Source organism: Micromonospora sp. NBC_00858 (genome assembly GCF_045207365.1).
Classification (GTDB): domain Bacteria; phylum Actinomycetota; class Actinomycetes; order Mycobacteriales; family Micromonosporaceae; genus Micromonospora.
Genome location: NZ_CP108828.1, coordinates 5704112 through 5717449 on the forward strand (window position 1 = coordinate 5704112; position 13338 = coordinate 5717449).

The window sequence follows — 13338 nt, forward strand, 5'->3', positions numbered from 1 at the left end:
CCTCAGTCGCGGTGCAGCACGATGAGGTCGGCGTCGTGGGTCGGGCCCCAGTGCACGGGCAGGCCGACCGCGCTGAGGTGGCTGCCGGAGTAGTGCCGATCGCCGTGCCGGTAACGGGCGGCCGGATCCAGGCCGCGCAGTGGCAACCGGACCGGGCGGGACGGGAGCAGGCCTGCGCCGTCCAGCCGGCCGGTGTGCCAGGCCAGCACGACCACCCGGCGCTCGTCCGGCGCGGTGTACTGCACCGCGCAGCGGGCCTGGTGGGGGCCTCCGATCAGGTGCACCTCGCCGTACGTGACGACGTCCCGGATCTCCTTGTACCGGGCGATCCAGCCGGCCGCCTCGGCCCGCTGTGCCGGCGTCCAGGCCCGGATGTCCGCGCCGATGCCGAGCACGCCGGCCATCGCGAGCACGAACCGGAACGCCAGTGAGCGCGGGCGCGGGTCGAACAGGCCGGGCGCGTCGGTCACCCAGGAACTGAGCAGGTGCGGGGCGTTGGCGTGCAGGAAGCCGTACTGGATGGCCAGTCGGTCGAGCGGGCCGGTGTTGTCGCTGGGCCAGAAGACGTCGGCCCGCGCGGCCATCGCCAGGTCGGTGCGCGCGCCCCCGCCGGCGCACGCCTCGATCAGCACGCCGGGGTGGTCCCGGCGCAGCCGCTCGTAGATCCGGTGCAGGTTGGCCACGTGCGCGCCGTCCAGGTCGAGCGCGCCGACCCCGTCCGGCCGCCCCGGCTCGGTACGCGGGCGGTTGAAGTCCCACTTCAGGTAGTCGATGTCGTACCGGCGGAGCAGACCGTCCACGGTGGAGTGGACGAACTCGGCGACCTCCGGCCGGCCCAGGTCGAGCAGGTACTGGTTGCGTACCGGGGTGAGCGGCCGGCCGTCGACGGCGTAGACCCACTCCGGGTGCTCGGCGTAGAGCGTGGATCGTGGGTTGACGCACTCCGGCTCGACCCAGAGCCCGAAGTTCAGCCCGAGCGCGCGGACGTCGGCGATGAACGCGTCGAACCCGGCCGGGAACTTCGCCGGGTCGGGCGTCCAGTCACCCAGGCCGGCGGTGTCGTCGTCGCGGCCGACGAACCAGCCGTCGTCCACCACGAACGTCTCCACGCCCAACTCGGCGGCGATCCTGGCGAGCGCCAACTGGCTCTCCGCCTCGACGGCGAAGTAGGTGGCCTCCCAGGAGTTGTAGAGCACCGGACGTGGGGTGAGCCGCTCTCCGGCGAGCAGCCGCTGGTGGGTGTGCCAGACCCGGGCCAGCCCGTCCAGGCCGTCCGGGCTGTACGCCCCGGTGACCACCGGCAGGGTCAGCCGGTCACCAGGGGCCAACTCCAGCGGGCCGTCGACCAGCTGACGGCCGGCCCGGACGCGGGTCAGGCCGCCGGTGTCCCGATCGGCGCTGATCTCCCACGAGCCGGTCCAGGCCAGCGCCACCCCCCAGGCCGGGCCGGCCGGCTCGGCCGTGTCCCGGACGGCCAGCCAGGGCACGTGCAGGTGTCCGGGCACGCCCTGGGCACTGCCGATGGTGAACGTGCCGTGGCCCAGCTCGACGTGGGAGAGCTGGAACTCCTGCGCCCACTGCCCCCACTGGTGGCTGAGCAACGCGCCGTGCGGGGTCGGTACGCAGAACCCGGCCGATCCAGCCCGGACCACCCGCAGCGGACCCGTGCCGCCGTTGGTCAGCTCGACCCACCGCTGCACCACGTCGGTGCCGGCGGGCACCCGGTAGTGCACGGTCGCGCGCAGCCCGGTGACCGGGTCGGCGAACCCGACCGCCAGCTCCCGCTGGTCGGCGTCGGCCCGTACGTCGGTGTGATCGAAGCCCACCCGGCGCTGCCCCGCGGAGGTCTCCACCACCAGGTCCGCACCGGTGAACGGCCGGTCGGCGTCGGTGGCGTACTCGATCGGGGCGGCATCTCCGGCGGTGAGGAACGGCACCGGGCCGTCGTAGGCGACCGGCGACGGCCCGTCGGAGACCCCGTGCGGGCCCCACGCGACCAGCTCCAGCCACCGGCCGTGCGCCGGCACGGTGACGGTGTACTCGGTGTGCGCGCCGCGCAGCGTCCAGCGCCGCCCGGCCAGGGTGCTCACTTGACCGCCCCGAGCGCCAGACCGGAGACGAAGTGCCGCTGGAAGCGCAGGAAGACCGCGACCGTGGGCACGGCCGCGATGACCGTGCCGGCGGCGATGACGTTCCAGGAGGACACGAACTGCCCCTGGAGGCCGAGCAGCGCGGGGGTGACCGGCATGTTGTCGTCGGTACGCAGCACGGTGATCGCCCAGAGCAGGTCGTTGAAGATCCAGGTGAAGGAGAGCGCGCCGAGGGCGGCGAGCGCGGGCCGGGTCAGCGGCAGCATCACCTTGGTGAAGATCTGCGCCGGCCCGGCGCCGTCGATCGTGGCCGCCTCCTGGATCTCGCCCGGCAGCTCACGCATGAAGCCGTGCAGGACGAAGGTGTAGAAGCCGAGGCCGAAGCCGACCTGCACCGCGATCAACGCCCAGAGCGTGTCGTACAGGCCGGTCAGCTCGCTGAACTTGGCCACCGGGATGAGCAGGATCTGTGGTGGCAGCAGGTTGCCGGCGAGCATCAGCAGCAGGATGGTCCGCCGGCCGGGGATCCGGAAGCGGCTGAGGGCGAACGCGGCCATCGCGGCCAGGGTCAGGCTCAGCGCCACCGACGGGACCGTGACCAGCATGCTGTTGATGAGAGCCCGCAGCTCACCGCCGTCGGTCCACGCCTGCCGGTAGGTGTCCAGGGTGAACGAGCGCGGCAGGCTGCCGACCCCGTGCGCGGCGATGTCGTCGAACGATCGGGTCGACATCACCACGACCCAGATCACCGGCCCCAGCCACAGCAGCGAGAGCAGGATCATTCCGGTGTGGAAGGCCCCGGTGCGGAGCTTGTTCATCACGCTTCCTCCCGGAACGCGCGGACCAGGTAGCCGAGGATGACCGCCAGCGCCAGCACGAAGATCACCACGGCGATCGCGGAGGCGTAGCCGAGCCGCAGGCTCTGGAACGCGGTCGAGTACATGTAGGTGCTGAGCAGCTCCGACGAGTGGTACGGCCCGCCCTTGGTGAGTGACCAGACGATGTCGAACGAACGCAGCGAGTCGATCACGATGACCGAGAGCACCACGGCGTTGACCCCACGGAGCTGGGGAATGGTGACGTGTCGCAGCCGCTGCCAGGAGCTGGCGCCGTCCATCCGTGCGGCCTCGTGCAGCGCCGGGTCGATCGCTTTCAGCCCGGCCAGGTACAGCACCATGACGTAGCCGATCTGCCGCCACAGGGCGGGCAGGATCACCGCGTACAGCGCGGTCTGCGGATCGGCGAGCCACGGCCGGATCAGTTGCTCCAGGCCCACGGCCCGCAGCAGCGTGTCGGCCACACCATCGGGCTGGTAGAAGACCCGCCAGACCAGCGCGGTAACCACCAGGGAGAAGACGACCGGGGTGAACAGGGCGGCCCGGTAGAAGCCGACTCCGCGCCGTTCCCGTTGCAGGACCAGCGCCATGCCGAAGCCGCCAAGCACGGAGAGGCCACCGAAGAGGACCAGCCAGATCACCGTGTTGAGCAGCGCGCCCCGGAAGGTGGCGTCGCCGGCCAACTCGACGTAGTTGTCGACGCCGACGAACGTGGGCGGCGACATGCCGTCCCAGCGGGTGAGGGAGAACCAGAAGCCCTGCAACGCCGGCCAGAAGACCCAGACGCTCTCGACCGCGAACGGCACCAGGACGAACGCCACCAGCAGCGGCGACAGTCGGGCCGACCGTCGCCGCCGCCGGGTGGGGGTGACCGGAGTCGTGGAGATCGTTGCTGTCACGTCAGCCCTTGAAGACCTTCTCGGCGCTGGTCTGCCACTCCCGCAGGATCGCGTCGATCTGGTCCGGCTTGTCCATGAACTTGGTCAGCGCGGTGTCCGCGGTCGGCTGGAGCGCGTCGCTGGAGTCGCGGTTGAAGAACTGGGTCAGCTCCTTGGCGTCGTCGAGCATCGCCTTGCCCTTGGCCACCAACGGCGAGTCGGCCGCCTTGGCCCTGGGGTTGGCCGGCAGCACGATGCCCGAGCTGGCCTTGACGTACGCCTCCTGCGCCTCGACCGAGGACAGGTAGCCGAGCAGGGCCTTGGTGCCGGTCGGGTTGGCGGTCTTCGCGCTGGCGAAGAAGCCGTCGGTCGGGGCCTCCTCGACCACCGGCACCGCCGGGTCGATGATCGGGAACCGGAAGAAGTCCAGGTCGCCGAGGGCGTCCTTCGGCGCCGCGTCGGCGAAGAAGGTGCCGATCAGGAACATGCCGGTCTTGCCGGCCAGCAGCGCGGTCGTCGCCTCCTGGAACGGGTACGCCTTGCCCTTGGGGTCGAAGTAGGGCAGGGCCTCGCGCCAGCGGGTGAAGACCGCCTTGACCTTGGGGTCGTCGAAGCGCTGCTTGCCGGCGAGCAACTCGCGGTGGAACGGGGCGCCGTTGATCCGGATGTTGAGGTAGTCGAACCAGGCCGAGGCCACCCACGGGGTGTCGCCGAGACCGATGCCGATCGGCGGGATGCCCTTGCCCTTCAGCGTCTCGCACAGCGCCAGGAACTCGGTCCAGGTCTTCGGCTCCTGCACGCCCCACTTGGCGAAGTTGGACTTGCGGTAGAAGAAGCCCCACCAGTAGTTGTTCATCGGCACGAAGACCTGCTTGCCGCTGGCGTCGGTGGAGAGGGTGCGCAGCGACTGGGGGTAGTCGCCCAGCGACTTCCAGACGTCGGAGACGTCCAGCAGCAGGTTGCGGCTGGCGTAGTCGTTGGCGACCGAGCCCGCGTACCAGGTGTAGAGGTCCGGCGGGTTGGCCGAGGTCAGGTAGGTGGGCAGCTGGGTCCGGAAGGTCTCCGAGGCGATCGTGTTGAGGCTCGCCGTGCCCTTGCCCTGCGCGTTGAAGTTCGCGATCAGCTTCTCCATCGCCGCCTTGGCCTGCGGCGAGGAGAGATTGGACTGAATGGTGACCGCGCCGGATCCGTTGCCCGTCGTCGGCCCGCTGGCCGAGCTGGCGCACGCGCTGAGGAACGAGCTGGCGCCGAGTGCGCCCAGGCCGGCGAGCCCGAGGTGACCAAGGAATCGCCGGCGACCGGGGTCGAAGTCGCTCACGAGGGTGTCCTTCCTCTACGACACGTAGCGTCACGGCGCGATGTGTCGTCCATGTGAATGTGTGTGACCAGAAGGTTGCATCGGCACTCGTCGGCTGTCAAGATATCTTCGTAATTAATGATTAGATGAGATCCGAGGCGAGGTCAGGTGGATCAGCCTATGCGCCGACTTGAAGGCAGGAACGCACTGGTCACCGGCGCGATGGGCGGCATCGGTGCGGCCACCGCACGGCGGCTCGTCGCCGAGGGAGCGGCGGTCGCGCTGCTCGACGTGCGCGATCCGGCCCCGCTGGCCGAGGAGCTGACCGCCCAGGGCGGGCGAGCACTGTCCGTAGTGGGCGACGTTAGCGAGGAGGCCGACTGGACGGCCGCTGTGGCGGCGGTACGGGGCGGTCTCGGGCCGGTGGACATTCTGGTCAGCAACGCGTACGCGGTGCAGGTCGCGCCGGCGCACGAGACCAGCAGGCAGTCCTGGGACCACCAGATCGGGGTCAGCCTCACCGGCTCCTTCCTCGGCGTCCGGGCCTGCCTCGACGACCTGCGGTCGCGTGCGGGCGCGGTGGTGCTGGTCTCCTCGGTGCACGCTCTCGTCGGGCTGCCCGGCCGGCCCGCGTACGCCGCGGCCAAGGGCGGCCTGGTCGCGCTCGGTCGCCAGCTCGCCGTGGAGTACGGCCCACAGGTGCGGGTCAACACCGTGCTGCCCGGGCCGATCCTCACCGGCGCCTGGGCCGACGTGTCCGAAGAGGACCGCCAGCGCAGCGTCACGGAGACTGTGGCGAAGCGCTTCGGCACGCCGGACGAGGTGGCCGCGACAGTGGCCTTCCTCGCCTCACCGGACGCCGCCTATGTCACCGGCGCGAGCCTGGTGGTGGACGGTGGCTGGACCGCAGTGAAAGCCTCGGCCTGAGAGATCGACACCGACCAACAAGAAGGCCAGGAGAGCATTGGCACAGTACGCACGCCGCGGCGTCCACGGGCAGACCGTCGAAGCCATCGCCCGTCGCATCCTCACCGGTGAGATCGCCGCCGGGGCGACCCTGAACATCGTCGCGTTGCAGGAGGAGTTCGACGTCAGCCTGACGGCACTGCGTGAGGCGCTGAAGGTGCTCTCGGCCAAGGGCATCGTCGACGCCCGGCAGAAGCGCGGCACGTTCGTCCGGCCGCGAGCGGACTGGAACCTGCTCGACGGCGACGTGATCCGCTGGCAGTTCGCCGAAGGGGCCGACGAGCACCTGCTCGAAAAGCTGCACGAGGTACGCGCCATCATCGAACCGGCCGCCGCCCGGCTGGCCGCCAGTCGGGCCACCGAGGACGACGTGGCCGCTCTCGACCGGGCGCTGGACGAGATGGCCGAGGCCAACGGTGACCCCGCCGCCGCCGTCGCCGCCGACCTGTCCTTCCACCGCGCGCTGCTCGCCGCCACCCACAACGAGCTGCTGGAGCGGATGGAGGTGGTGATGGAGACCGGGCTCGCCGAGCGGGACCGGCTGGTGCACGGCGGCGCCCCGCACGACGACCCGGTGCCCAGCCACCGCGCGGTGGTCGACGCGCTGCGCGCACGGGACGAGACGGCGGCCGAGACCGCCATGCGTGAGTTGCTGGACAAGGCCGTCCGGGACGTGGAAAAGGCAAGGAAACAGAGGGGCAGTCGGTGAAGATCGAGCGGATCGAGACCTTCCTGGTCGCGCCACGGTGGTTGTTCTGCCGGGTGGAGACCGACGACGGGCTGGTCGGGTGGGGTGAACCGGTGGTCGAGGGGCGCGCCGAGGTGGTGCGCAGCGCGGTCGAGGTGCTCTCCGAATATCTGATCGGCGAGGATCCGCTGCGGATCGAGCAGCACTGGCAGGTCCTCACCAAGGGCGGCTTCTACCGTGGCGGCCCGATCCTCTCCAGCGCCGTCGCCGGCCTCGACCAGGCACTCTGGGACATCGCCGGGCAGGCGTACGGGGCACCGGTGCACGCCCTGCTCGGCGGTGCCGTCCGGGACCGGGTGCGGGTCTACTCCTGGATCGGCGGGGACGAGCCCGACGAGGTCGCCGACGCCGCCGCCGCGCAGGTCGCCGCCGGTTTCACCGGGGTCAAGATGAACGCCTGCGGGCGGCTCTCCGCCATCCCGACCTCCGCCGAGGTGGACGCGGTGATCGGCCGGGTCGCCGCCGCCCGGGAGGTGCTCGGCGCCGACCGGGACATCGCGCTGGACTTCCACGGCCGCGCCGGGCTGGCCGCGGTACGCCGGATCCTGCCCGAGCTGGCACCCCTGCGCCCCTTCTTCGTGGAGGAGCCGGTCCTGCCCGACCAGGCCCACCACCTGCGCGACATCGTCGCCGGCACGCCGATCCCGGTGGCCACCGGCGAACGGCTCTACGGCCGCTCCGAGTTCCTCGGCCCGTTGCAGGCCGGGGTCGCCGTGGTCCAGCCGGACCTGTCGCACGCCGGTGGGATCTCCGAGGTCCGCCGGATCGCCGCGCTGGCCGAGACGTACGGGGCGCTGCTCGCCCCGCACTGCCCGCTCGGCCCGATCTCCCTGGCGGCCAGCCTCCAGGTGGCCTTCGCGACACCGAACTTCCTGATCCAGGAGCAGAGCATCGGCATCCACTACCACGCCGGCTCCGAGCTGCTGGACTACGTCGTCGACCCGGAGCCCTTCCGGTTCGTGGACGGGCACATCGCCAGGCTCGACCGGCCCGGGCTGGGCATCACCGTGGACGAGGCGGCGGTCCGCCAGGCCGCCCGTACCCCGCATGCCTGGCGCAACCCGGTCTGGCAGCACCGCGACGGGTCGTTCGCCGAGTGGTGACCGGAGCGACGTCGGTGCGGCTGCGGGTGGCGTACGACGCGGCGCGCGGCGGCCGATGGACCAGCCTGCGCGGCGGCGGCCGGGAGTGGCTCTGGCGCGGCCCGGAGCCCGGCCGGCACGAGGTACGCCCCGACGACGCGTTCATCGACGCCGGCGGGCTGGAAGAGTGCCTGCCCACCGTGCGCGGCCGGCCCGACCACGGCGAGGTGTGGTCCCGGCCTTGGCGTGCCTGCGGTCCCGACACCCTGGTCATCGAGCGCCCGGCGTTCACCCTGACCCGCCGGATCAGCGACCGGGACGGCGTGGTGGTGGCCGACTACCGACTGGCCGCCGACCCCGGCCACCGGTTCGTCTGGGCGGCGCACGCCCTGCTCGACCTCTCCCCCGAGGCCCGCCTCGACGCGCCCGCCGGCACCCTGACCCGACTGCACCCGGAGGCCGCCGCGCTGCTTCCCCCGGGCGACTGGCCCGCCGGCAGCCCCTGGCTGACCGGGCCCTGGCCGACGCCGGCCGGGTTGACGCTGGACACCCTCGGCCCGGACGACGGCACCGCGCTCGGCGCGGTGCTGCTCGACTGCCCCCGGGTCCAGGTGACCGACGGCGCCGACCGGCTGACCCTGGAGCTGGAGTGCTCCGACCAGCCCCGCAGCACCGCGCTCTGGCGCAACCTGAACGGTTGGCCAACCGCCGCTCCCTACCGCAGCATCGGAGTCGAACCCATGCTGGGCGCCGCCTTCGACCTGACCGACGCCGGCCCAGCCGACGCGGCGGTCGTCCCGCCCGCCGGTGAGGTCGCGTGGCGGCTCACCATCTCCGCCCACCGCTTCCACTGAGGACAATCTCGATGAACCTGCTCGACGAGTTGCGTACCCACCGGCTGCTGGCCATCGTGCGCGGCCCCGACCCGGCCGCCGCACTGACCGCCGTGCTCACCCTGGCCGAGAGCGGCGTCGCCCTGATCGAGGTCTCGCTGACCGGTGCCGACGCGCTCGGCACCATCCGGCGGGCCCGGGCCGCCCTCGGGCCCGACTTCGCCCTGGGCGCGGGCACCGTGCTCAGCGCAGAGGACACCCGGGCGGCGGCTGACGCCGGCGCCGGCTTCCTGGTCACCCCGGCGCTGGCACCGAGCCTCGCCGAGGCCGGCCGACTCGGGCTGCCGGTGCTCGCCGGCGCGCTCACCCCCAGCGAGGTGGTGCAGGCCAGCGGCGCCGGGGCCGCCGCCATCAAGCTCTTCCCGGCTTCCCTCGGCGGGCCCGACTACCTCGGCGCGCTGCGCGACCCGTTCCCCGGTACCGCGTTCGTGCCGGTGGGTGGGGTCGACGCCGACGGCGCGCGGCGCTACCTCGACCGGGGAGCGGTCGCGGTCGGCGTCGGCTCCCCGCTTCTCGGCGACGCCGTCCGCGGCGGCGACCCAGCGGCGCTGCGCGAGCGCGCCGCCGCCTTCCTCGCGGCGGTCCGGCCGTGACCGACCTGCTCACCCTCGGCGAGACGATGGCGGCCTTCCGCACCACCGGCCCGCTGCGGCTGGGCGGCACCGCCGGGATCTCCGTTGCCGGGTCCGAGTCGACGGTGGCGATCGGGCTGGCCCGGCTCGGCCACCGGGCCGCCTGGGTCGGGGTCACCGGAGCCGACGAGCCCGGTGAGCTGGTTCGCCGCACGCTGCGCGCCGAAGGCGTCGACCTGACCTGGTCCCGGGTCGACCCGGCGGCCGCCACCGGGCTGATCCTCTTCGAATCCCGGGTCGCCGACATCAACCGGGTCACCTACCACCGCACCGGGTCGGCCGGCTCCCGGCTGCGACCGGCCGACGTCACCCCCGCCTTCGACCCGCCTGGGCCGCCGCCCCGGCTGCTGCACGTCACCGGCATCACCTGCGCGCTGGGCGCCGAGCCGTACCAGGCAGTGGTGGCGGCGGTACGCCTCGCACGTGCGGCGGGCAGCACGGTCTGCCTGGACGTCAACCACCGGCACCGGCTCTGGTCGGTCGCCGCAGCCGCCGACGCGCTGCGGCCGCTGCTGCCCTCGATCGACCTGGTGGTCGCCTCCGACGACGAGTTGGCCGTGCTGACCGATGCGGCCGACCCGGTCGCGGCGCTGCGGGCGGCCGGGGTGGCCGAGGTCGTCGTGAAGCACGGTGCCGGCGGGGCGACCAGCCACAGCGCGCTCGGCACGGTGCACCGCCCCGCCCGGACGGTGCCGGTGGTGGACACCGTCGGCGCCGGCGACGCCTTCGTGGCCGGGCTGCTCTCCGGCTGGCTGGACGGCGCCGACGCGCCGGCCCGGCTGGACCGGGCGGTCACCACCGGCGCGTTCGCGGTGGCCACCCGGGGCGACTGGGAGGGCCTGCCCGACCGTGCCGAGCTGTCGCTGCTCGACCACGGGCCCGGCGGCACGGTGCGCTGACCACTGGGGGCGGCCGACCGCCGCGCCGATCGTCGAAGGAGCGAGATGGAGCTGACCGAACCGACCGTGTGGAGCGCGGACCGGTTGGAGCTGGGCGAAGGGCTGCGCTGGGTGGCCGGCCGGCTGGTCCTGGTCGACCTGCTGGCCGGGCGTCTGCTGGAGACCGCCGGCGACCGACCGGGCCCACTGCGGGAGCTGCGCCGGCTGGACGTCCCGCTGGGCGCGGTCGCCCCGGTCGCGGGCAGTCCCGGCGACTGGCTGGCCGCCGCCGGGACCGGCGTCGCCCTGCTGCCCGCCACCGGGGACCCCCGGACGGTCGCCGATCTGGTCAGCGACGGTCCCGAGCCGGCCCGGATGAACGACGCGGTCGCCGACCCGCACGGCCGGTTCTGGGCCGGCAGCATGACGTACGCCGGGGTGCCCGGTGCGGGCTCCCTGTTCCGGCTGGCTTCGGGCGCGGCACCGGTGCCGGCCGTGACCGGGCTGACCGTGCCGAATGGGCCGGCGTTCGACGCCACCGGCACCACCATGTACCTGGCCGACTCGCCACGCGGGGAGGTCGACCGGTTCACCGTCGACCCACGCACCGGGGCCCTGCACGGGCGCGAGCCGTTCCTGCGGCTGGCCGCCGGGGAGGGCGGCCCGGACGGGATGACCGTCGACGCGGCCGGCCACCTCTGGGTCGCGCTCTGGGGCGGCTCGGCCGTACGCCGCTACCGGCCGGACGGCACGCTGGATCGGGAGATCCAGCTGCCGGCAACCCAGCCGGCCGGCATCTGCCTGGGCGGCCCCGACCTGCGCCGGCTCTTCGTCGGCACCGCGCGGTACGGGCTGACGTCGGCGGGACCGGTGGATGGCGCCCTGCTCGCCGTGGACGTTCCGGTCCCCGGCCTACCCACCGCGCTCGCCGCCGCGCCGGGCACGAGCTGACCGGAGGCATGTCGGCCGCCGGGGCGGGAATAGCCACCACGGCCGGCGTGAGGTCCGGCCGACCGGTTGGGGGCGAGACGATGAGAACCGTGGTGCGGGCGTCATGAACGGACCGGTCGGCGACGAGCCGCTCGGCGAGTTGGAGCTGGTGCACACCTTCACCGGCCCGATGCCGACCGGGGTGAGCGTCTCGCATCGGGGCCGGATCTTCGTCAACTTCCCCCGGTGGGGCGACGAGGTGCCAGCCACCGTCGTCGAGCTGCGCGACGGCCGGGAGGTGCCCTACCCCGACCAGTCGTGGAACGACCCGTCGGGCGACAACGACGCCGGCGCGTTCGTCTCGGTGCAGAGCGTCGTGGTGGACCCGGCCGACCGGCTCTGGGTGCTGGACACCGGCAGCCCGATGTACCAGCCGGCGACGCCGGGCGGGCCGAAGCTGGTCCGGGTCGACCTGGACACCGACACGGTCGCTCAGGTGATCACCTTCCCGGCGGAGGTGGCGCTGCCGACGACGTACCTCAACGACGTCCGCTTCGACCTGCGGCGAGGTGAGTCCGGGGTCGCGTACATCACCGACTCGGCGTCCGCCGGGCCGAACGGGATCATCGTGGTGGACCTGGCCAGTGGGGCGTCCTGGCGGCGGCTGCACGACCACCCGTCCACGAAGGCGGAGCCGCTGACGACGTTCCGGCCGGTGGTCGAGGGCCGGCCGTTCCTGAAGCGGCCGGCGGACGGGCCGCCGAAGCCGGTGTCGACAGGCTCCGACGGCATCGCCATCTCGGCTGACGGCACCCGGCTGCACTACTGCCCGCTGGCGTCCCGCCGTTGGTACAGCGTGGCCGCCAAGGCGTTGGCCGACCCGTCGGTCACCCAGGAGGCGGTCGCGGCGACGGTGGTCGACGAGGGAGACAAGGGCACTGCGTCGGACGGGCTGGAGTCCGACGACGCGGGGCGGCTCTACCTCACCTCCTACGAACACAACGCGGTGCTGCGCCGGCGGCCGGACGGCGAGTACGAGACGGTGGTCCACGACCCGCGACTGCTCTGGCCGGACACCATGTCGGTGGCCACCGACGGGTACCTGTACGTGACCGCCAACCAACTGCACCGGCAGCCGCAGTACCAGCGGGGCCAGGACCTGCGGCGCCGGCCGTACGCGCTGTTCCGCACCCGGATCGACGCCGGGCCGGTGCTGCTGCGCCGCTGACCGTCCGAGCGCACACCCGGCCGGCCCCGGAACGACCGGGACGCGCCGGGCGGCTTCGGCTGACGACCGGCCCGGAGCGCAACCCGCTGGGCTTCTTCAGCCGACCGGCAGGGCCCGGTCCAGCAGGTCGAACAGGGCGGCCCAGTGCCGCTCGGTGGCCTGCTCGTCGTACGCCGGGGTGTCGGCCATGGTGTAGCCGTGGTGCGCGCCCGCGTACACCTCGGAGCGGTACCGCACACCGGCGGCGTCGAGCGCCTTCTCCAGCGTCGCGATCTGCTCGGGCGTCATCGACTGGTCCGCGTCGGCGTGCCCGAAGTACACCTCGCCGGTGATCGAGTCGACGCCCAGGTGCGGGCTGTCCGGCGCGTCGGTGACGATCCGCCCGCCGTGGAAGCTCGCCGCTGCGGCGATCCGGTCCGGGTACGCCTCGATCGCCCGCAGCGCGTTGGTGCCCCCCATGCAGTAACCGGTGATCGCCACCGGCCCCGGCCGGACGTCGTCGCGGGCCGCCAGGAAGTCGAGGTAGGCGGCGGTGTCCCGGATGATCACGTCGGGGGTCAACGCACCGACCAGCGGCATGATCTTCTCGAAGATCGCGCCGCGCTGGTCCGCCTCACCGAGGCGGGACAGGTCGAACAGCGGCGCCCGGCCGGCCCGGTAGAACAGGTGGGGTGTCAGCACGAGGTAACCCCGGGCGGCGATCCGCTCCGCCATCTCCACCAGACGGGGCCGCGGGCCGAAGGCGTCCTGGAAGAGGAGCACCGCCGGGAACGGGCCGTCCCCGTCCGGCCTGGTGAGGCAGGCGTCGGCGACCCCGTCGCCGGTCGGAACGTCCACCGTCGTCGTCTGCACGCGATCCTCCTCGTACGCCAACCGTTGG

13 protein-coding genes are annotated in these 13338 nt (G+C 73.0%); 8 read left to right on the plus strand and 5 right to left on the minus strand.

All coding sequences use genetic code 11. The features are described from left to right. Nucleotides 1–2 precede the first annotated feature (2 nt). Genes OG990_RS26585 through OG990_RS26600 form a run of 4 tightly spaced genes read right to left on the minus strand, consistent with a single transcriptional unit; the run spans nt 3 to nt 5122 of the window. On the minus strand, nt 3–2090 hold the full coding sequence (locus OG990_RS26585; RefSeq protein WP_406077524.1) for an alpha-galactosidase: 2088 nt from the start codon (nt 2088–2090) through the stop codon (nt 3–5). Beyond that, nucleotides 2087–2908: a carbohydrate ABC transporter permease gene (locus tag OG990_RS26590; RefSeq protein ID WP_406077525.1), complete on the minus strand. Its 822-nt coding sequence runs from the start codon at nt 2906–2908 to the stop codon at nt 2087–2089. Before OG990_RS26590 ends, OG990_RS26585 begins: the two co-directional genes overlap by 4 nt. After that, on the minus strand, nt 2908–3825 hold the full coding sequence (locus tag OG990_RS26595; RefSeq protein ID WP_328423042.1) for a sugar ABC transporter permease: 918 nt from the start codon (nt 3823–3825) through the stop codon (nt 2908–2910). The genes OG990_RS26590 and OG990_RS26595 overlap by 1 nt, the downstream gene beginning before the upstream one ends. A gap of 1 nt (nt 3826) precedes the next feature. After that, a complete protein-coding gene (locus tag OG990_RS26600) occupies nt 3827–5122 on the minus strand; it encodes an ABC transporter substrate-binding protein (protein ID WP_406077526.1) in 1296 nt (431 codons plus the stop codon). Nucleotides 5123–5281: 159 nt separating this feature from the next. Here OG990_RS26600 and OG990_RS26605 point away from each other — a divergent pair, with 159 nt between their 5' ends. The 8 genes from OG990_RS26605 (at nt 5282) to OG990_RS26640 (ending at nt 12458) form a co-directional block, all read left to right on the plus strand. Continuing rightward, nucleotides 5282–6028, plus strand: coding sequence for an SDR family NAD(P)-dependent oxidoreductase (locus OG990_RS26605; RefSeq protein WP_386985438.1), 747 nt, complete (start codon nt 5282–5284; stop codon nt 6026–6028). A gap of 37 nt (nt 6029–6065) precedes the next feature. Then, nucleotides 6066–6776: a FadR/GntR family transcriptional regulator gene (locus OG990_RS26610; RefSeq protein ID WP_328423036.1), complete on the plus strand. Its 711-nt coding sequence runs from the start codon at nt 6066–6068 to the stop codon at nt 6774–6776. Next, the gene (gene dgoD / locus OG990_RS26615) at nt 6773–7918 is read left to right on the plus strand and encodes a galactonate dehydratase (RefSeq protein ID WP_355602151.1); all 1146 of its coding nucleotides are present in this window, start codon (nt 6773–6775) and stop codon (nt 7916–7918) included. The genes OG990_RS26610 and dgoD overlap by 4 nt, the downstream gene beginning before the upstream one ends. Next, entirely contained in the window at nt 7912–8751 is an 840-nt protein-coding gene (locus OG990_RS26620) for a hypothetical protein (RefSeq protein ID WP_406077527.1), read from the plus strand. Before dgoD ends, OG990_RS26620 begins: the two co-directional genes overlap by 7 nt. A gap of 11 nt (nt 8752–8762) precedes the next feature. Next, on the plus strand, nt 8763–9383 hold the full coding sequence (locus tag OG990_RS26625) for a bifunctional 4-hydroxy-2-oxoglutarate aldolase/2-dehydro-3-deoxy-phosphogluconate aldolase (RefSeq protein ID WP_328423030.1): 621 nt from the start codon (nt 8763–8765) through the stop codon (nt 9381–9383). Further along, a complete protein-coding gene (locus OG990_RS26630; protein WP_355602147.1) occupies nt 9380–10321 on the plus strand; it encodes a sugar kinase in 942 nt (313 codons plus the stop codon). The genes OG990_RS26625 and OG990_RS26630 overlap by 4 nt, the downstream gene beginning before the upstream one ends. A gap of 45 nt (nt 10322–10366) precedes the next feature. Beyond that, nucleotides 10367–11251 (plus strand): SMP-30/gluconolactonase/LRE family protein, encoded by an 885-nt coding sequence (locus OG990_RS26635; RefSeq protein WP_406077528.1) that lies wholly within the window; start codon nt 10367–10369, stop codon nt 11249–11251. A gap of 103 nt (nt 11252–11354) precedes the next feature. Further along, entirely contained in the window at nt 11355–12458 is a 1104-nt protein-coding gene (locus tag OG990_RS26640) for an L-dopachrome tautomerase-related protein (protein WP_406077529.1), read from the plus strand. Between the two features lie 96 nt (nt 12459–12554). Here OG990_RS26640 and OG990_RS26645 read toward each other — a convergent pair whose 3' ends face one another. Continuing rightward, entirely contained in the window at nt 12555–13310 is a 756-nt protein-coding gene (locus OG990_RS26645) for a dienelactone hydrolase family protein (RefSeq protein WP_406077530.1), read from the minus strand. Between the last annotated feature and the right edge of the window lie 28 nt (nt 13311–13338).

What these genes read in the sequence shown, in the direction of transcription:
- OG990_RS26605 (WP_386985438.1), top strand. Translation starts at nt 5,282, where the DNA reads ATGCGCCGACTTGAAGGCAGGAACGCACTGGTCACCGGCGCGATGGGC.
- OG990_RS26590 (WP_406077525.1), bottom strand. Translation starts at nt 2,908, where the DNA reads ATGAACAAGCTCCGCACCGGGGCCTTCCACACCGGAATGATCCTGCTC.
- OG990_RS26625 (WP_328423030.1), top strand. Translation starts at nt 8,763, where the DNA reads ATGAACCTGCTCGACGAGTTGCGTACCCACCGGCTGCTGGCCATCGTG.
- OG990_RS26635 (WP_406077528.1), top strand. Translation starts at nt 10,367, where the DNA reads ATGGAGCTGACCGAACCGACCGTGTGGAGCGCGGACCGGTTGGAGCTG.
- OG990_RS26640 (WP_406077529.1), top strand. Translation starts at nt 11,355, where the DNA reads ATGAACGGACCGGTCGGCGACGAGCCGCTCGGCGAGTTGGAGCTGGTG.